This is a genomic window from Bartonella sp. HY038, assembly GCF_014117425.1.
Classification (GTDB): Bacteria; Pseudomonadota; Alphaproteobacteria; order Rhizobiales; family Rhizobiaceae; genus HY038.
In genome coordinates, this window is sequence record NZ_CP059725.1 from 1,153,931 (window position 1) to 1,174,579 (window position 20,649).

The following is a 20,649-nucleotide window of genomic DNA, read 5'->3' on the forward strand; positions in this document are numbered from 1 at the left end:
CCTAACACAATAATTTATCACATTAATTTTGACTTATTATATTTGGCGATTTGTGTTTCATTGCATAATTGAATGAATGATTAAAAATATCTGTATGATAAGATATTTCAAGGGTAAGCCAATACTAGTGCGATATTTTTGCCAAAAAACATCTTATTTATGGTTAATTTTAAATCAGGACTTGACGTTATCTCATTGACTGTTCATTTGAATGCTGAGATTTTTTTTCGCGATTATTGAATTTTGATGCGATTTAACACAAGGGATGACTTATTTAACCAATAGGTTCGTTCCAAAATGGGAATTGAAGATGAAAGTAGTTGTTGTCGAATCACCAGCAAAAGCAAAAACAATTAATAAATATCTGGGAAGCGACTATAAGGTATTTGCCTCATTTGGTCATGTGCGTGATCTGCCAGCCAAAGATGGTTCTGTTTTGCCTGATGAAGATTTTGCCATGAAATGGGATACAGACAGCGCATCGGCAAAGCGCTTGTCTGAAATTGCTAAAGCGGTCAAGGATGCTGACCAATTGATACTCGCAACCGATCCGGATCGTGAAGGGGAGGCAATTTCGTGGCATGTGCTTGATGTACTAAACGCGAAGCGCGTTTTAAAAGACAAGCCAGTAAGCCGCGTTGTTTTTAATGCTATCACTAAAAGCTCCGTGCTTGACGCTATGGCGCATCCTCGCCAAATTGATGATGCGTTGGTAAATGCTTATCTTGCTCGTCGCGCATTAGATTATCTCTTTGGCTTTAATTTGTCGCCAGTATTATGGCGCAAATTGCCGGGTGCGCGCTCTGCTGGGCGTGTACAGTCGGTAGCGCTGCGCTTGATTTGTGATCGTGAGGCAGAAATTGAGCGGTTTATTCGTGAAGAATACTGGACGATTGCAGCTGAACTTAATACGCCGCGTCAGGAAAAATTTATTGCACGTCTTACCGATTTTGAAGGTAAGAAGCTTGGCAAGCTTGATATTAAGAATGGCGAGCAGGCAGAAAAAATTCGCAAAATGTTAGTTGGTGCGAGTTTCAAAATTGAAACGGTGGAAGCAAAGCCAACAAAGCGCAATCCTGGTCCTCCTTTTACAACATCTACTTTGCAGCAAGCGGCGTCATCGCGCTTAAGCTTTTCGGCATCACGCACAATGCAAGTTGCGCAGCGCCTTTATGAAGGTGTTGATCTTGGTGGGGAAACAACTGGTCTCATAACCTATATGCGTACTGATGGTGTGCAAATGGCGCCAGAAGGTATTGATGGTGCGCGTAAATCGATTGCTAAAACTTTCGGCAATAATTATGTGCCGGAAAAGCCACGCTTTTATTCAGCAAAAGCTAAAAATGCGCAAGAAGCGCATGAGGCGATTAGACCAACTGATTTTTCACGCACGCCGCAATCCATGAAGGCATTTTTGGATGCCGACCAATATCGCCTTTATGATCTTATTTGGAAGCGTGCAATAGCCAGTCAAATGTTACCGGCCGATATTGAACGAACTACGGTTGATATAGCTGCAAGAAATGGCGAGTCTATTGCCGATCTACGTGCAACGGGTTCGGTTATTCGTTTTGATGGCTTTTTGGCAGCCTATATGGATGTTCGGGAGGAAGATTCAGGAGATGATGAGGGTAGCGCACGTTTGCCATTCATGGAAAAGAATGAGGTGCTCACCCAATCTCGCATTGACGCTGACCAGCATAGCACCGAGCCGCCGCCACGTTATTCAGAAGCAAGCTTGATTAAAAAGCTTGAAGAATTAGGAATTGGAAGGCCGTCCACCTATGCGTCCACTCTGGCGACATTGCAGGACCGTGATTACATCAATATCGATAAGCGCAAGCTTATTCCTGAAGCCAAGGGACGGGTGGTTACTGCTTTCCTTGAAAACTTTTTCAACCGCTATGTTGAATATGACTTTACCGCTAGCCTTGAAGACAAGCTTGATCTTATTTCAGATGGTAAGTTGGTTTGGAAAGACGTATTGCGCGATTTTTGGCAGCAATTCTCGTCTTCCATTGCCGACATTGCTGATTTGCGTGTAACCGCTGTTCTTGATGTTTTGAATGAAGTACTTGCGCCAATCGCTTTCCCTGCGCGTGAAGATGGCTCAGATCCGCGTTCTTGCCCATTATGTAAGCAAGGACAATTATCGTTAAAACTCGGCCGCTATGGTGCATTTGTTGGTTGCTCTAACTATCCTGAATGTAAATTTACGCGTCAGCTTGGTAGTGAGGGTGAAGGTGATGGTAAAGCACTAGGTGATGAACCTGCAGTGTTAGGGCAGGATCCTGAAACTGGCGAGGATATCACTTTGCGCACTGGCCGTTTTGGTCCTTATGTACAACGTGGTGATGGTAAGGATGCTAAACGTGCCGGTTTGCCAAAAGGTTGGCAAATGGCCGATATCGATTTTGAAAAGGCACAAGCTCTGTTGGCTTTGCCGCGTGATATTGGTTTGCATCCTGAAACTGGCACGATGATTACAGCAAGCATTGGGCGCTACGGCCCTTATATTGCTAATGATGGAAAATATGCTAACCTAGAAAATGCTGATGAAGTGTTTAGCATTGGTATTAACCGTGCTGTGAGCGTTCTTGCTGACAAGGCTAATAAAAGCGGTGGTCGTGCAAGCGCTGCAAGTGCAAAACCTATAGCCAATTTAGGTGCGCATCCTGATGGTGGCGAAATTACCGTGCGTGATGGGCGTTATGGCCCCTATGTTAATTGGGGCAAAATAAATGCTACCATAACTAAGGGTATGGATCCTGCAAGCTTAACGCTTGAAGAAGCAATTACCTTGCTAGCCGCAAAGGCAGCTAAAATGCCAACAAAAAAAGCTGCAGCCAAAAAAGCGCCAGCTAAAAAGGCCGCAACTAAAAAAACAGCAGCCAAAAAAGCAGTAACAAAGAAGGTGGCGGGTGAGAATAGCGATGAAAAGCCCAAAGCTGCTAAAAAAGCCGCTCCTAAAAAAGCTGCTGTGACGAAAAAGACTGCAGCCCCTAAAAAGGCCAGTGTAAAGAAAGCAGAGTAATCTTGGCTAAAAAACCAAAGAAAAGCAACAGCAAATCTAGTCCTAATAAGGCAATGGTTCATCTACCAAGCCGCGAAGATGTGGTGCAATTTATTTCTGATAATCCAGGAAGTAACGGCAAGCGTGAAATTGCCAAAGCCTTTGGTTTAAAAAGCGAAGGCCGCATTTGGCTGAAAAATCTTTTACGCAGTTTGGCTGATGATGGGGTTATTGAAAAGCGGCGTAAAACTATTCATTCTAAGGGTAGTTTACCGCCGGTTGCAGTGCTGGATATTTTTGGTCGCGATAAAGATGGTTCATTACTTGGTCGACCTGTCGATTGGCATGATGATGAGCCGCCGATTGTTTTATTGCGCGCCGGTAAAGTCGCCGGTGGTCCTGCTATTGGTGTTGGTGATCGTATCACCGCTAAAGTTTTTCCATCTAAAGAAAAAGGCCCTGCTTATACAGGGCGCCTTATTCGTAAAGTGGACAAGAAAAATAGTACTGTTCTTGGTGTGTTGCGCGAGATAAAAGGCGAATGGCGGTTGGAGCCGGTTGATCGCAAGCAAGATCCTGTTCTTATTGATCCGCAATCATTAGAAAATGCCAAGGAAAATGATCTTGTTGAAGTGACACTTGGTCGTGATAGCCGCTATGGTTTAAAACGTGGCATGGTGCGGCAAGTGGTGGGTAGTATTGAGAGTGAAAAAGCACTTTCAATGATTGCAATCTACGCTCATTCCATACCGCATATTTTTCCTGAAGAGGTTTTGCAGGAATCTGAAAATGTTAAGCCAGTAGTCATGGCTGATTGTAAAGATGGAGCAGGGCGCGAAGATTGGCGCGATATTCCGTTTGTAACGATTGATCCCCATGATGCTAAAGATCATGATGATGCAGTTTATGCTGAGCCAGACAGCAATGAGGCCAATGCACATGGTCACATTGTTATGGTAGCTATTGCTGATGTTTCCGCTTATATCCGTCCTAATTCGGCAATGGATAGGGAGGCATTAAAACGCGGCAATTCCGTTTATTTTCCCGATCGCGTTGTGCCTATGCTGCCAGAGCGGATTTCTAATAATCTTTGCTCGCTGCGTGAGGGTGAAGAGCGCCCAGCTATGGGCGTGCGTATGGTCTATAATAAGGATGGTCACAAGCTAAGCCACAGTTTCCATCGGGTAATGATTCGCTCCCATGCAAAGTTAAGCTATCAACAAGCGCAAAAAGCAATTGACGGGGTGTTGGATGAAAAAACCGCACCGATTATTGACACAATCTTGAAGCCGCTTTGGAAGGCCTATGATAGCCTTAAAAAAGCGCGTGACAAGCGTGAGCCTTTGGACCTTGATTTACCTGAAAAGAAGCTGCTTCTTGATGAAGAAGGGCGCGTTAAGGATGTTTATATTCCATTGCGCCTTGATGCGCATCGCTTAATTGAAGAATGTATGATTGCTGCCAATGTCGCAGCTGCAGAAACCTTGAAAAGCAAAGGTCAATCATTAATTTTCCGAATTCATGACCAGCCATCGCTTGCTAAGCAAGAAACCTTGCGTGAATTTTTGGCAACAATTGGCTTACCGCTTGCCCGCGGTGCTGACCTTACGCCATCTAAGTTTAATGCCATTTTGAGTAAGGTAAAGGGCAGCGAACAGCAGGACTTGGTTAATCAGGTTGTCTTGCGTTCGCAAGCTCAAGCTGAATATAGTCCAGATAATATTGGTCATTTTGGTTTAACTCTGCATAATTATGCGCATTTTACCTCACCTATTCGCCGCTATGCGGATTTAATTGTGCATCGCGCGCTTATCAAGGCGTTAAAGCTAGGCAATGATGGTTTGACTGATCGTGAGGAAGAGCAGCTTGGCGAAATCTCGGCGCAAATTTCGCAAACAGAACGCCGTGCTATGGCAGCAGAACGTGAAACAACCGACCGCTTAATAGCGCATTATCTTGCCGATAAAATAAATGCTGAATTTTCAGGCCGTATCACCGGTGTGACTAAGTCAGGTTTATTTGTCCAGCTTGATCCTTATGGTGCTGATGGCTTTATACCAATATCAACACTTGGCGCTGAATATTACCTTTATGATGAAGCCCGTCATGCTTTGGTTGGAGAGCGCAGCCAAAAAGGTTTCCAAATGGGGGATGTTGTATCTGTGCGTTTAGTTGAAGCCTTGCCGGTTGCTGGTGCTTTACGCTTTGAGATGTTGACTAAGCCGCAAGAATTACCATTCTCAATGCTTTCTCATCATAAAACAGGCAAAAGAAACCGTAATATGGCACAAAAGCCACAACGGGGCCGCCGCCGTAGGTGATAAAAATGCTTTTGGGCTTGTGTCCCAATTGTAACAAGAAAAGCTCATCGTCTTATTGGTTAAAATCTTGATATTGATTATTTCATCATAAATATTTAAAAAGCCGCAACAATATTGCATTGTTGCGGCTTTTTTTAAATTATTTTAACCAATTTCAGAAAGATTTTTGTTTAAAATATAGCATAAATAACTAGAGCTTTTTTGAAATTAAATAGCTCTAGCTAATATAATTACAGGTATACATGGCCAAACTGCGCTTATTTAGTGGATACCATGTCCTTGCAAATAGCCTTTTTTGCGAGCATCAGGCATGAGCAATGCGGCGATAAATGCAACGACCATCATGATTGTTACATAAATATAGAAATAGTTTTCATGTCCAAGTTGCTTCATTCCAAGTGCAACGGTTTCAGCCGAACCACCAAAAATTGCATTTGCAATGGCATAAGACAGACCAACCCCCAACGCCCGAGCTGAAGCGGGGAACATTTCAGCTTTAACAATACCACTAATAGAGGTGTATAGGCTAGTAATGGCGAGCATGACCACAATGGTAAAAAATACGACATAGGGCGATGTTGCACTGCCAATGATTTTTAGCGCGGGAATTGTGCAGATGATCGATAATACTGTCCAAATAAGCAGTGATTTTCTGGTACCGATACGATCTGCAAGCATACCAAAAAATGGTTGTATTATCATGAAAACAAAAAGAGCTGCAGTCATCAAGGTTGTTGCAGCATGTTTCTCAAAACCGGCAGTTGTTACTAAGAATTTTTGCATATAGGTAGTGTAGGTATAAAAAGTTAAAGAACCCCCAGCTGTAAAACCAAGTACCAATAAAAATGCTTTGCCATGATTGCGCAACAAAGCGACAATGCTACCTGCTTCTTTACTTGTGCGTGTTTCCTCTGTTGAAGTTTCATGAAGGTTTGAACGCAAGTAAAGCGCCACAATTGCTGCTAAACCACCAATGAAAAATGGAACGCGCCAACCCCAGCTTTTCAAAGCCTCATCATCCAGATAGCTAGCAAGAATAAACACCACCAGTGAGGCTAATAATTGACCACCAATGAGAGTTACATATTGGAATGAGCTGAAAAATCCGCGACGACCTTTAAGTGCTACTTCACTCATATAGGTTGCCGTCGTACCATATTCGCCGCCAACGGAAAGTCCCTGTAACATACGCAAAAGCAAAAGAAAAATTGGTGCTAATATGCCAATTGTTTCATAAGTCGGCAAAAGCGCAATTAAAAATGAACCGGCGCACATCATCAAAACGGAAATAAGCAATGAGCGTTTGCGCCCATATTTATCGGCGATGCGGCCAAATAACCAGCCACCAATGGGGCGCATAAGAAAGCCGACAAAGAAAACGCCTGCTGCCTTCAATAGCTCTTGGGTTGTGTCGCCGTTTGATGGAAAAAATAACGCAGCAAAATAAATTGATGTGAATGCATAAACGTAAAAATCATACCATTCAACTAGGTTGCCAGAGGCGCTCGATACAATTGCATAAATTCTTTTACGTGTATCATGCGGATCTGGCTGATGTGAATCAGCTTCATGTGAGTGCATATCTGTGTCCTCCTAAGAATTATTCTATATTTTTATTATTGATCGCCTGCCATATTGCAATAATAGAATAGCCATATTTGCGCCATATTTAACAATATTTGCGAAATTAATCATTATTAATATGCTAAAGTATAAATATAGATTATAAGCTTATAACATTTTTCCCGGGTTCATAATGCCATTTGGATCAAAGGCTAATTTAATTTTTCGCATTAAATCGATAGCGACTGGGGATTTAAAGGCAATAAGTTCTTGTCTTTTGAGTTGGCCAATACCATGTTCTGCAGAAAAGGCACCACCATAGCGCATAACAAGCGTGTGAACATGATGATTAACATCAGCCCATTTGGACAAAAATTCATGCCGATCCATGTCAATTGGTTGAGTGATATTATAGTGAAGATTGCCATCACCCATATGGCCAAAGCAGACGATGCGAGCCGCAGGAATAAGGCTTTCAACCAATTCGCCCGCTTCAGCAATAAAATCTGGAATTGAAGCTACAGGAACGGAGATGTCATGCTTAATCGAGCCACCTTGTTTTTTTTGAGCCGGTGACATCTCTTCACGCATAGTCCAGAATTCGTTTTCTTGTGTTTTATTGCTAGCAATAACCGCATCTAGAATAATATTTTTTTCAAAGGTCTCACTTAAAATATCTTCAATGAATTGGCATGCTTCACTATCTGAGTGGGGAGAGGAAATATCAATCAATACATACCAAGGGTAAGGCGCAGAGAATGGATCGCGACTTTTAGCGTTGTAATCGACCGTAAATTCTAGTCCTATGCGCGGCATTAATTCAAACCCCGTAAGCATAGTACTCGCTTTATCATGGGCAATAGTAAAAAGCTTAAGCGCTTCAAAAGGCGATTTTACGCCAACATATGCTACAGCTTTGCCGCGTGGCTTTGGATATAGTTTTAGCACTGCCGCTGTAATAATACCTAGCGTACCTTCGGCTCCAATAAAAAGATCTTTTAAATCATATCCGCTATTATCTTTTTTAACTTGGCGTAAATCATCCAATATGCGGCCATCAGGCAATACAACTTCAACACCAAGACATAATTCCCGGCTATTGCCATAGGATAGTACGGCAGTACCACCAGCATTAGACGACAAGTTGCCGCCAATTTGGCATGAGCCTTCCGATCCTAGTGAAAGAGGAAAAAGTCGATTGGCCTCATCGGCGGCTTCTTGTAGATTTTTTAAAATAACGCCGGCTTCTGCCAATATAAGATTCCCTTCCACATCTATAGAGCGAATTTTATTGAGCCGCGCTAATGAAATAATGATTTGGTTGCCACTTGTATCAGGCTGTTGGGCGCCGACGAGACCAGTATTGCCTCCTTGCGGAACAATGGCGGTTTTTGTTTCATTGGCAAGCTGCATTAGTTTTGAGACTTGTTGAGTAGATTGCGGGCGTAATAAAAGCGGCGTCTTGCCGTGATAAAGCCCACGCTGCTCAATTAAATAAGAGCTTAAAATATCGGGATCCGTAATTGCGTTATTACTACCAACAATAGCAACAAAGCGCTCGATTAAATCTGGTGTCATGTTTTACCTCTTAAATCAAAAAAGTTGCTAATATTGGCATAGGTGCCAGCGTTTAAAGTAGTCATGGTAAAGCTATATGAAAAGCGTTGCCTTTAACAGTAATTAAAAATCTTAAAAAAGATTTTTCATTCACTCCTAACCAGTTTTGCCGTTAGACGTGCATTCAGCATTTATGTGAAAAAGACTAAAAGGTTAAAACATCCATTGAGAATTATTCGCTATACGAAAAGTCAGGTAGATTTGGCTTTTTACGAGGCTTAGCCAAGTTATCTATAATATCCAACTGTTTTAAATTTCGATACAACTTGTAACTCATGGATTGTTGTGGATGCTATTTCTAGTAAGGGCGTTTATAAATGAAGTTAATAAAATCAAAAAAGCCGCCCAGTGGGCGGCTTTTTATTTTGAAAAATAAACTTAATTAAGTTTTGTTTTAACTTGCTCTAGCGAATTATGAAACAATTTATCTGATTTATTGCTGTCTAGTTCTTCGCTAATTATTTTTCCGGCAGCTGCGATTGCAATATCAACAGCTTTGGAACGTACTGCAGCAATTGCATCGGCTTCAGCAAGAGAAATTTTTTGCTCGGCCAAACGATTGCGGCGCTCTACATATTCTTCGGTCTTGCGACGTGCATCTTCTGTTAGTGCAACTGCTTCGCGTTGCGCAACTGCAATAATGTCAGCGGCTTCCTTTTCCGCTTCAGAACGCTTGCGTTGATATTCAGCTAAAAGCTGTTGTGCATCTTCACGTAAGCGGCGAGCATCTTCCAATTCTTCAGATATGCGTAACGAGCGTGCATCTAAGGCTTTGCCAATCCAACTTGGAACTTTTAAATAGGCTAAAATCGCCAAAAATAGTACAAGCGCAATAAGGGCCCAAAAAGTATCGGTCATTATGTTCTCCTCTTATTCGCTTACTGATTTAACGGCTTTAGTTAAAGAATCAGCAGTTGCCTCGCTGCCAATAAAATCTTGAACAATTTGTTTCGCTGTATCAGCTGCTATTTGGCCAACATCTTGCATTGCACGGTCTTTAATATCACCAATGCGCTTTTCTGCAGCAGCTAATTTTTCTTCTAATTCAGCTTCTACGGTTTTACGTTCCCGTTCAGCCTTTGCTTTTGCTTCATCATTCGCAGCTTGTGCAATAACAAGGCCTCTTGCGCGTGCTTCCGAAAGCTCTTTTTCATAAGCGCTAACAGCAGCATCTGCATCTTGTTTCATACGGGCGGCTTGATCTAGATCAGATGCGATACGATCGCGTCTATTTTCAATGACAGAACCGATGCGTGGAACAGCAATTCTTGCAATAAAAATATAAAAAAGACCAAAACAAATGATCAACCAAAAAAGATGGGATGCAAAATAGGTCGAATCAAAGGGAGGGAAACTGCTGCCACCATGCCCAGCTGAGGCATGCTCTGCGGTGGATTCAACGCCTTGTGCAAAAGCTGAGGACACGAACATCCAATTCATCCTTCATAGAAGCAATAAACCTTAATCGGTTTATCGAAGTGTAATCTGATATAATCTGGAATTATAGCTTGAAAGATGTGCCCGAGTTAAAGGGCACATCTTTAAAATGTGATTATGCGAACAGAAGGATAAGAGCAACGAGCAATGAGAAAATGCCCAAAGCTTCTGTCACAGCAAAACCAAATACAAGACGGCCGAACTGGCTGTCAGCAGCTGATGGGTTGCGCAATGCGCCTGAAAGATAGCTACCGAAAATGTTGCCAAGACCAAGAGCTGTTCCTGCCATACCAAAACAGGCTAGACCGGCGCCGATGTATTTTGCTGCTTCCGCTTCCATAAAATTCTCCTTTGAATAAAGCGCTTTTGATGGTTTATGCGCATATTGGAATGTGGCGGTTGACCGCCGGTTGGTTAGTGACCAGGATGCACTGCATCGTTGAGATACATACAGGTCAATACTGTGAACACATATGCTTGCAAGAATGCAACCAAAAATTCAAGTGCTGTAATAGCGACATTCATTGCCAAAGGCAAGATAGCGCCGCCAAAACCAATTGGCCCCATTGCAGCTAAGCCAACGCAAAAACCTGCAAACACTTTCAACGTAATATGGCCTGCCAACATATTGGCGAACAAACGAACTGAAAGGCTGATGGGACGTGATAAGAACGAAATAACTTCAATGATTGTTACAATTGGTACAATGACAGCTGGTACACCTTTAGGAACGAAAAGTTTGAAAAAGCCAACGCCATGCTTAAATACACCGTAAAACACAACGGTCAATATAACGAGCATCGCCAAACCAAAAGTGATCATAATTTGAGTTGTAACAGTGTAGAAGTAAGGGAAAAGACCAATGAAGTTGGCAACCAATACGAACATAAACAAGGAAAATACGAGCGGGAAAAACCGCATGCCTTGTGTTCCAGCAGATTCGCGCAAGGTATTTGCCACAAATTCATAAGCCATTTCTGAGACCGACTGTCCGCGTGTTGGCACAAGACCACGGCTTGAAGAGGTCAAAAGCAAAAATGCTGCTGAGGCGACAATAGTTATAACCATAAAAAGGGATACATTGGTAAATGATAAATTCCAACTACCGATATTAATATGGATCAGATCTATTATTTGAAACTGATGAATAGGATCCAACGTTGCCTCCTTAATAAGCAGTCAAATCGGCCTTTTGGCCTAATTATCTTTATTGTTCTTCTGTTTGCCAATAGAGCTTTGCTCTATCATGCCTACAGAACGTAAAACATTCATAACGCCAGCGGCAAATCCAAGAAAGAGAAAAACAATTAATCCCCAAGGATTTGTACCAATTAATTGATCAAAGCCAAGACCCAAAACGACACCAACAACTATTGCTGCTAAAAATTCGCTTGAAAGCTTTATAGCATAGCTTGAGCTAGGCGGTGTTTTCTCTGGTTCAGGTTGTTTAAACGCTCCCTTTTTAATCAAAGCCTCTTCTAGGCGATTTTTGCGTTCGTCCAAATCCGTCATGTTTGAGTGTTGATGCTCATTAATGGTATCACCATGTGGCTTTTCAGGCTGATTCCCTTTGGCCATGAATGTCCCCTATCAATGAGTGGCAACGTACTAGCTTTAACCTTTTAGGTTGCGCGCAACATATTGTTACTGGAGCAATTCGTCAAGGCTTGAAAGTAGCTCTAACACAGAGAATAGCATAGTTTTTTAGCAGTAATTTGAGAAACAGCGGGAAAAAATTTTTGAATGCAGTAAATTGGCTTCATTATCTAGCCCAAAATATAGACATATAATTTTTTTGTTTTCTTTTTTGTGTGATTGTTTCTCATCTATGGATTGGGTGTTGGGAGGTAGAATAATATTAAAAATGATTCCTTGGCATCAAAAATCTTGAAGAAATGTGCAATACATACCTTTAATCAAATATTTTAAAATGTTTGATTAAAGGCATCTTGGTCACGTTCTGCGATGTTTGAGGGAAATCAACCCCATCCGCCATTTTTTGTTCGGTAAAATATGTGTAATCCAATTTTTTCCATTTTATACATAGAACTTGCCCAGTTTGGGCGTACGTAAACGGCGTGATAATGGGTCGAAGAGCCAACCTCAGGCAACCAGATTTGTCCTGCTGAAACGGCCTTAGCAATATCTTGTGCAATGCGCCAATGGCGCTTTTCTGTGACGAGATGCTTTTTCCCATCACATGCAAAAGAAAATTGGCATCGATTGCGCCAGTTAACATTTTGATAAACAACGCCGCAAACAGTATTTGGATAAGAGGGGTTTCTAACCCGATTAAGGACAACTTGTGCGACCGCAGCTTGCCCTTTTAATGTCTCGCCTCGTGCTTCAAAATAAACAGCTTCAGCGAGGCATTTTTGTTCTTTGGCGGTAAATGAAGATGCAGGTAAAGGTGTGGCAGCCCACGCATGATCTTTAGGACCAATTGGTGGAATAAAACGTCCTGCAGTTTTCTCTGCATCAGTCAAGATGGAATCAAAAGGAGATTCTTTAGCTGTCCCAGCATTGGCTGGCGCGTAGCCAAGAGCAAGAATGTCAGGCTTATCGTTAGTAACCAATGAAGCTAGCATGTCAGGAACTGCGAGTTTGGGAAGTTCTTTGCGTTTAGGCACTGGAATTATCCCAAGTGCAATTTGGAATTGACCCTTAGCTTTCTCGGGCGGAACAAGACGAGCAATATGCTGTTGTTCTAGCTGAGAGATTGTTGGCAGCTTTATACTGCGATCCAATTGAGTGTCAGCTAAAACAAGACGTAAATCATTGCTTTTTCGCGGCATAAAAGCTTGTTTTGCGGCGCTATTAATTCGTTGATCGCTTGAAAGCTCCCCTGACTGCATGCTGTAGGGTTGAGCAAATGCAGTGTCGGTAAAAGTGGCTGATATTCGCACTTGTTCATTAAAGCGCTGCCGACTAGCCTTTAGTTCAGCGACATTATCTGACTGTAAGACGCGATCTGCTTTTTTATTTTTCGTAACGGTGGGAGTGCTGATAAAAAGCGTTGTATTAGTTGCAACAAGCGGCGCAGTCATTTGTTTTTGCAGTGTCGACATTCCAATAATTGAAATGCCAGCGCCTAGGATTAGTGGAAAAAGGTAGCGAGTAGGTGAGCGCTTTTCAGGTAGCATCAAAGGTGCTTCATAATAGCGTCCCTCTGGCATATGATAACTTGCAGGTGCAGTGAGACGGTATTCAACGTGATTCTTAGGCGATTGATGGCCAAAAAAGTTTTGAAAAATACTCACCGCATAAACTCCAGCGCAATAGACAAAATAAGTTGGGGATAGAATCACAATGTTTCCACCCTTATGATTTGGGTAGAATGCAATAGTAAAATTTATTTAAGGTTAACAATGTGTGTTCGAGCGAACAAAAGGTTAATAACATTGGTTAACGGGTTCGTATATGTTTAATTTCGAAAAAAATAAATTTTTTGTATGTGATTGTTAAAGTGCGGGGAATAGAGGGATTTGTTGAAAATTTAGCGAGTGTTTTTATATTAGATTTTGCCGCATGACGTCTTAATTAAGTAAAAAGTTCAAAAGAATGCTGCGCCTTATTAAATTTAATTATTGATATCGTGTTTTTAATTAAAAAAAATAATTGCAGATATTAACTATAAATATTGAGGTCACTTAAGAGATAAGTAAATTAATTTATCTAATTTCAGTAAAATATTGAAAGTCGCCATTGCATTTTTTCTTCGGCTAACTGTTCGGCACATCAAAAAAAGCGCCAATACTTTTTCAGCAATGGCGCTTTTTATCTAGACTATAGAAGTTTGCTTAATGCTTTTTCTTAGCGCGTCCTGCAAAAGGATTGTCCGGCTTGCGCATTGATAACCTTATCGGAACGCCGGGCATCTTAAAAGTTTCACGTAGGCTATTGACAAGATAGCGTAAATAGGATTGTGGCATTGCATCAGGACGCGAGCAAGATATAACAAAGCCTGGTGGTCTTGTCTTAATCTGCGTCATATATTTAATTTTTAACCGGCGGCCGGATACTGCAGGCGGTGGATGGTGGGTAATAATCCCACCAAGCCAACGATTAAGTTTTGCTGTAGAAATGCGCCGGTTCCATATACGGTGAACCATTTCAACATTTTCCATCAGCTTATCAATGCCTTGGCCGCGTTCACCCGAAATAGGAATAGCCCGTAAACCGCGAACTTGCGGCAGAAGCCTACTACATTTTTCTAGTAATTCGGTTAAGGTTTCCTGCCGGTTTTCGATTAAGTCCCATTTATTAAAAGCAATAATTGGTGCGCGACCTTCACGTATAATAAGGTCAACAATCTGTAAGTCCTGCTTTTCAAAAGGAATTGTTGCATCAAAAAGAACAATGACCACTTCGGCAAAGCGAACAGCTCTTAAAGTATCGGCAACCGAAAGCTTTTCCAACTTTTCTTGCACACGAGATTTACGCCGTAAACCTGCTGTGTCATGAAGTTTGATTTTTCGACCGCGCCATTCCCAATCCACTGAGATAGAATCGCGGGTGATGCCAGCTTCAGGCCCGGTCAACAAACGGTCTTCCTCAAGCATGGTATTAATCAATGTCGATTTGCCAGCATTTGGGCGGCCAACAATGGCGATACGCAACGGTTTTGTATCGTCATATTCTGGCTCTTCAGCATCTGGATCTTCAATGTCGTCACCAATGGAAGCAGATTCGATTTTGAGGCGTTCTTCTTCTTTTTCTTTTTCAAATGCCTTTTCTGAGCCAACGGCTTCAACTATGGCATCACGTAAGTCTGACATGCCAAGACCATGCTCGGCAGAAATAGGACATGGTTCACCAAAGCCTAATTTCCAAGCATCATAAAAATTGCCATTTGCATCCTTTGCTTCGGATTTATTGGCAATAAGAATAATTGGCTTACCTGATTTGCGTACAAGCGACGCAAATGTTGTGTCGGCTGGCGTAAGGCCAGCTTTTGCATCCAATACAAAAAGAATAAGATCTGCTTCTTCAATAGCCGCGCGTGTTTGCGCCCGCATTCTGCCTTCAAGCGTGTCATTGGCAGCTTCTTCAAGGCCGGCGGTATCAATAATGTCAAAACGTAAATCTTGTAAACGCGCGGCGTGATGCCGGCGGTCACGAGTGACGCCTGGTGTATCATCTACAATTGCTAGCTTTTGACCAACAAGACGATTAAATAAAGTGGATTTCCCAACATTGGGTCTTCCAATAATAGCGATTGTAAGCGCCATAAATTAGCCTTTTGCACTTTCTGTGCGGCTATTGATCAAGCTCAACATAAGTTGAGCTCGGGCTGCTACGCCGCTGCCAGCACTCTCACTGTCATTAATAATTTGTTCAAAATAGTTTTTAGCTTCAGCTAAATTGCCAACTTTCCATGCCGAAAGTCCTAAAATTTCGCGCGCTGATAGCCGCATAGGATTATTATCAGATGCAAAAACAGTAACACGTTGGCTTAATTCATTAAAATCCGCTGTATCAACTAATATATAAGCTGCGCGAATACTAGCAATATCTTTTAATGCGCTTGGTGTATCACTATTTTGTGCGATTTTATCGAACATAGCAACAGCCGCTTGTTTGTTGCCTTGTTCCAAGGTTAGCCCCGCTTCACGCATTTGGGCAAGTGAAGGATAGCCGCCAAATTCAGAGGATTCAATCTGCTTTAATGCTGCAATTGCTTCATCAACTTTACCGCCTTTGACAAGGCTTTCGGCTGTTAACATAGCATCGCCGATAGTTCCGGCCTTTTTATTTTGCCAATAGCTATAACCTTGCCAAACAGCAGTGCCAAGCACAAGGGCGACAGCCGCGCCAATTATCATTGGACCAAATTTGCCCCATAAAGCACGTGCTTTTTCTTGACGAATTTCTTCGTTAACTTCGCGAATAAAGCTGTCGTCTTCTGCCATTACAAAACTCTCTATGGTAATTTATCTCATTAAAGATAGCTTTTAAGCATAAATGCGGCAATAGCAAAGCTATTTTTTGCAATTGAATTATTTTTCATCGAACTTTGCTCATTCCACCGCTTCATCAAAGCTTTTTTCTAAGGATAGCTTGTTAAAATTGCGATAAATTTGAAAAATCTTCTTTTCGAGCATTGGCTTTTGGTAATGAATTGGATTTTATAAGCATCAAGCTAATTTTGCTTTTGCTTGATGTATCCTAAATATAAAAAACCATAAATCAGTCCAATAATTGCTGATAGTACTGAACCCAATAAGACTCCAATTTTAGCGCTTGCTAATTGTTCAGGGTTGCTAAACGCTAACATGGCAACAAAAATAGCCATGGTAAAGCCGATGCCAGCCAGTAATCCAACCAATATCATGGCGCGCCAGTCAACTTGTGGGGGCAGGCGGCAAGCACCCAATTTAACTGCGATAAAACTGGTTAAAATAATGCCAAGCGGCTTGCCAATTATAAGGCCTGCCATGACTCCCATAGTTATCCCGAATGTGCCATTAGCGGAAAGATTGATATCGCCAAGGTAAATTCCTGCATTGGCAAGCGCAAAAACCGGCATAATGAAAAACGCAACCCAAGGATGAAGATGCTTTTCAACAATCGCGAGCGGATTTATCAAGGCTTTGTAGGGCTTATTGTCTTTACCAAGCTGTAAAGGTTGGTAAATAATTGGCGTTAAAAGACCAAGAATAACACCCGCGAGAGATGGGTGTATACCGGTTTTCCAGAGGCCAAACCAAAGCACACTTGCTGGCAATGCGTAAGCAAAAGCTGATGAAATACCAAAGAAATGAAAAATGTAGATAAGACCAATAGCTGCAACAGCAATTAGCAGTGCTGAAGCGTCAATGCCATTAGAATAAAAAATTGCAATGATAAGTACGGCGATAATATCATCAATAATCGCCAGTGAAAGCAGAACTACGCGAATATTGCTCGGCAAGGAACGCCCTAGGAGTGCCAGAATACCAACAGCAAAGGCGATATCTGTGGCGGTTGGAACTGCCCAACCGTGATGGCTAATTGGATCTGTGTTAAACAGCATATAGATGAGAGCTGGTACTAAAACGCCGCCAAGGGCTGCAATAATTGGTAATGTTGCCTGTTTAATGCTTGAAAGTGCGCCATTATGAATTTCTTTTCTGATTTCAAGACCAGCAATAAGAAAGAAAAATGTCATCAAGACATCATTGACCCAAAAATGTAGATCCCAATTTAAAGAAAACTTGCCTAATGAAATACCAAGCTTTGTATGCCAAAAACCAACATAGGTTGTATAAAAAGATGAATTGGCCCAAAATAGCGCAATAGCTGCGGCGGCAATTAAAAGGACACCTGCAAAAGCTTCCAAGTGCATAAGCTTTTTTATTTGAATTAAAATGCAAAAATAAATTTTGGCAATGAAATGGGGTGTTGTCACAGATTTCAATGGTTGGTCTTGGTGGTCCATAAGTAAAGCTCCGCTCTCTCAGCGGCCCGACCAAGAACATTCCTGCCAATAGATTATTCTAATTGACACCCTTGCATTTATTATAAGATGTTTTTTCGTTTATTCAACCGTTTCTCATATGAGAAAGTAAATTGAATTCTATCATTTTAACCATGGGAAAGAACTTCTTCCCATGGCTAGTTTAAAGTCTAATGCGTTCGGCTAGGCTTTTGAGCTAGATTTGTTGCGCGACTTGTTGGTGATCTGTAGTGCGAGGAATAACGACAACTTTACTACCCACGGTAACGCGGTTGTAAAGATCGATGATATCTTGAAATAGAAAACGGATGCAGCCAGAAGATACGTTTTTACCAATACTCCATTCTTCCGTGGTTCCATGCAAGCGGAACAAAGTATCACGACCATTACGGTAAAGATAAAGCGCCCGAGGGCCTAATGGATTTTGTGGGCCAGGTGCCATGCCGCCGCCAAGATGTCCATAACGCTCCGGCAATCTTCTCATCATGCTAGGGGTTGGTGTCCAAGATGGCCACATTGCTTTACGACCGATAATCGCATCTCCGCTAAAGTTTAGGGTATTATTTTCGGCAATGCCAACCCCATAACGGATAGCTTGATCGTCTTCCATGACAAAATAGCAAAAATAATTATTAAGATCGACCACTAGAGTGCCTGGCGTATAAGAACTTGGATAAGCAACAATTTGTCGCCAATAGATTGGGTCGATTTTACTGATATCTGAAGCTTTGACAGGGTAAGGTTCACTGTCGATTGCACCGTACATTTCAAGATAATAGGGATTAATTTTTTTTGCTGGCACTGGGGTTGCATCAGCAATGCGGCGTCCTGTTGCACTACATGCACCTAATGCAAGCGGTGCAGAAAGCATAAATATTCTTCGGCTCAATTTACCTGACATTACTTCGACCTTGATTCGGATAGAAATTGTTTTGCATAATTGTGAATTTGGCTAATTTAAGAATTTGTCATAAACTTGTTTGCGATTATCTTTATAGATAATTATGAAAAAAATTCTTAATCATTTGAAATAAACGTGTATGATCACAAAAAGTTTCACGTCATTATGCTTATTTATTGGTAATAGCTTGGTTATTATCAAAATATTGCTTGTGATTTATAAGGCCTAAGTTATCAATTTTGTTGGTTTTAAGAGAGGCAATTTTCAAATGAATTTGCGTATAGGACATTCGGCATGTCCTCATGATTGCCCCTCGACATGCGCCTTAGATATAGAATTATTGGCAGATAATCGTATTGGTCGGGTAAGAGGATCGAAAGATAATAGTTATACTGCTGGGGTGGTTTGTGCTAAGGTTGCCCGTTATGCTGAGCGTGTCCATCATAGCGAGCGCTTATTAAAACCTTTAAAACGTATCGGTAAAAAAGGTGCGGGGCAATGGCAAGCTATTGGGTGGGATGAAGCGCTAGATAGTATTGCAGAAAAAATAACTGAGCAAGTTGAACTTTTGGGGTCGCAAACGGTTTGGCCTTATTACTTTGCGGGCACAATGGGCTTGGTGCAGCGTGATTCGATTAATCGGTTGCGGTTTGCTGGAAATTTTTCCAAGCAGTTTTCTACTTTTTGTACCAACACTGCGGTGACCGGTTATTTTGCTGGGGCAGGGCGTATTGCAGGTGTTGATCCGCGTGAAATGGAAAAATCCGATTGTATTGTTATTTGGGGCACCAATGCTGCAGCTACGCAAGTTAATGTGATGACCCATGCAGTGCGCGCGCGTAAAGAGCGTGGAGCAAAGATTGTTGCGATTGATGTTTTTGAAACAACAACGGTAAAACAAGCTGATATTGGGCTTATCTTAAAGCCTGGAACCGATGCGGCACTTGCTTGTGCGGTGATGCATGTGCTTTTTCGTGATGGTTATGCAGATTACGCCTATATGAAAGCCTATACGGATGATCCTTTTGGACTTGCCGCTCACGTTATTAATAAGGATCCATTATGGGCTGCCAAAATTACTGGTTTGAGTGTTGCGGAAATTGAAGAATTTGCCAAGCTGATTGGTGAGACCAAGCGCTGTTTCTTTCGCCTTGGTTTTGGCTTTACCCGTCAACGCAATGGCGCTGTTGCTATGCATGCGGCGCTCTCTATTCCTGCTGTACTTGGCTCTTGGCAATATGAAGGAGGAGGGGCATTTTTTTCAAACTCTGATATTTATGTGTTAAATCGTGATGAGATTACTGGAAAAAAATTGGCGGACCCTACTATTCGCAGCCTCGATCAATCAAAAATCGGTCGCATCCTTTGTGGGGATAAAGATACGCTTTATGGTGGCCCTCCAGTCAACGTGCTCTTTATTCAAAATACCAATCCGGTTAATGTCGCTCCTGAACAACGCCTTATTCGGCAAGGTTTTATGCGAGATGATCTTTTTACTGTTGTGCATGAACAATTTATGACGGATACGGCAAAGCTTGCTGATATTGTTCTACCTGCAACTATGTTTGTCGAGCATGATGATATTTATTGTGGTGGTGGTCATCAACATATCATTCTTGGACCAAAATTGATTGAGCCACCTTTAGGGCCAAAACCCAATTTGTTTGTCATTAACCAACTTGCACAGCGCCTTGGTTTTAAAGGGTTTGATTTTGACGAAAAAACATTGATTGATGATTTATTGGTTAAAAGTGGTTTTGGTGGTTTTGAGGAGTTGAAGGAAAAACGCTGGTATGATGTGCAGCCATCTTTTGATGAAGCGCATTTTATCAATGGCTTTGGTTGGGATGATAAACGCTTTCACTTTAAAGTAAATTGGCTGGATGAGCATTTTCCTAACCGTCCGCCAGCTTCAATGGGGTATCAGGGAAATTGGCAAGAAATGCCGCAATTTCCAGATCAATGGGATAACCTTGAGCGCATCAGTGAAGCTTGCCCATTTCGGTTGGCAACATCGCCCGCGCATAATTTTTTAAATTCTACTTTTGCCGAAACGCCAACATCATTGCAAAAAGAGAGGCGGCCGGAACTCTATATTCATCCAGATGATGCCAAAGCGCTAGATATTGAAGATGGAGATATTGTTGCAATCGGTAATGCACGCGGGGACGTGCGGCTGCATGCTAAGATTTTTGCTGGGGTGCAACGCGGAGTGCTTATATCTCCTGGTATTTTTCCCAATAGTGCATTTATTGATGGCGAGGGCATAAATACTTTAACAGGCGCACAGTCACCTGCACCTAATGGTGGTTTAGCCGTTCATGATATTAGTGTGTGGGTTAAAAAATGCGCAAATTAA

General features: G+C 42.0%; 15 protein-coding genes. 3 read left to right on the forward strand and 12 right to left on the reverse strand.

The window, feature by feature from the left end; genetic code table 11:
- Positions 1-310 precede the first annotated feature (310 nt).
- Positions 311-3,034 carry a type I DNA topoisomerase gene (gene topA / locus H3299_RS04905; RefSeq protein WP_182419177.1) on the forward strand — a complete coding sequence of 908 codons (2,724 nt, stop codon included), beginning with the start codon at positions 311-313 and terminating at the stop codon, positions 3,032-3,034.
- A gap of 53 nt (positions 3,035-3,087) precedes the next feature.
- Entirely contained in the window at positions 3,088-5,334 is a 2,247-nt protein-coding gene (rnr, locus tag H3299_RS04910; protein WP_182419653.1) for a ribonuclease R, read from the forward strand.
- A gap of 261 nt (positions 5,335-5,595) precedes the next feature.
- Here the strand turns inward: rnr and H3299_RS04915 are convergent, their stop codons facing one another.
- The 12 genes from H3299_RS04915 to H3299_RS04970 all read right to left on the reverse strand — a co-directional run bounded on the left by H3299_RS04915 (position 5,596) and on the right by H3299_RS04970 (position 18,290).
- On the reverse strand, positions 5,596-6,915 hold the full coding sequence (locus H3299_RS04915; RefSeq protein WP_182419178.1) for an MFS family transporter: 1,320 nt from the start codon (positions 6,913-6,915) through the stop codon (positions 5,596-5,598).
- 150 nt (positions 6,916-7,065) lie between these two features.
- Complete coding sequence (locus H3299_RS04920) at positions 7,066-8,475, reverse strand: FAD-binding oxidoreductase (protein ID WP_182419179.1); 1,410 nt, start codon at positions 8,473-8,475, stop codon at positions 7,066-7,068.
- Positions 8,476-8,892: 417 nt separating this feature from the next.
- Positions 8,893-9,372: a F0F1 ATP synthase subunit B gene (locus tag H3299_RS04925; RefSeq protein ID WP_182419180.1), complete on the reverse strand. Its 480-nt coding sequence runs from the start codon at positions 9,370-9,372 to the stop codon at positions 8,893-8,895.
- Positions 9,373-9,384: 12 nt separating this feature from the next.
- Positions 9,385-9,945 (reverse strand): F0F1 ATP synthase subunit B, encoded by a 561-nt coding sequence (locus H3299_RS04930; protein WP_182419181.1) that lies wholly within the window; start codon positions 9,943-9,945, stop codon positions 9,385-9,387.
- 121 nt (positions 9,946-10,066) lie between these two features.
- A complete protein-coding gene (locus H3299_RS04935; protein ID WP_182419182.1) occupies positions 10,067-10,291 on the reverse strand; it encodes a F0F1 ATP synthase subunit C in 225 nt (74 codons plus the stop codon).
- A gap of 74 nt (positions 10,292-10,365) precedes the next feature.
- Positions 10,366-11,124, reverse strand: a complete 759-nt coding sequence (locus tag H3299_RS04940; protein WP_182419654.1) for a F0F1 ATP synthase subunit A — start codon at positions 11,122-11,124, stop codon at positions 10,366-10,368.
- Between the two features lie 24 nt (positions 11,125-11,148).
- Entirely contained in the window at positions 11,149-11,529 is a 381-nt protein-coding gene (locus tag H3299_RS04945) for an AtpZ/AtpI family protein (protein ID WP_182419183.1), read from the reverse strand.
- A gap of 401 nt (positions 11,530-11,930) precedes the next feature.
- Positions 11,931-13,259: a cell wall hydrolase gene (locus H3299_RS15780; RefSeq protein WP_371739802.1), complete on the reverse strand. Its 1,329-nt coding sequence runs from the start codon at positions 13,257-13,259 to the stop codon at positions 11,931-11,933.
- A 492-nt stretch (positions 13,260-13,751) separates the two neighbouring features.
- A complete protein-coding gene (der, locus tag H3299_RS04955) occupies positions 13,752-15,182 on the reverse strand; it encodes a ribosome biogenesis GTPase Der (RefSeq protein WP_182419184.1) in 1,431 nt (476 codons plus the stop codon).
- Between the two features lie 3 nt (positions 15,183-15,185).
- A complete protein-coding gene (locus H3299_RS04960; RefSeq protein WP_182419185.1) occupies positions 15,186-15,863 on the reverse strand; it encodes a tetratricopeptide repeat protein in 678 nt (225 codons plus the stop codon).
- A gap of 230 nt (positions 15,864-16,093) precedes the next feature.
- Positions 16,094-17,371 carry a Na+/H+ antiporter NhaA gene (gene nhaA, locus H3299_RS04965; RefSeq protein ID WP_182419186.1) on the reverse strand — a complete coding sequence of 426 codons (1,278 nt, stop codon included), beginning with the start codon at positions 17,369-17,371 and terminating at the stop codon, positions 16,094-16,096.
- Positions 17,372-17,585: 214 nt separating this feature from the next.
- Entirely contained in the window at positions 17,586-18,290 is a 705-nt protein-coding gene (locus H3299_RS04970) for a L,D-transpeptidase (RefSeq protein WP_182419187.1), read from the reverse strand.
- Positions 18,291-18,558: 268 nt separating this feature from the next.
- Between H3299_RS04970 and H3299_RS04975 the strand changes: the two genes are divergently transcribed.
- Positions 18,559-20,649, forward strand: coding sequence for a molybdopterin oxidoreductase family protein (locus tag H3299_RS04975; RefSeq protein WP_182419188.1), 2,091 nt, complete (start codon positions 18,559-18,561; stop codon positions 20,647-20,649).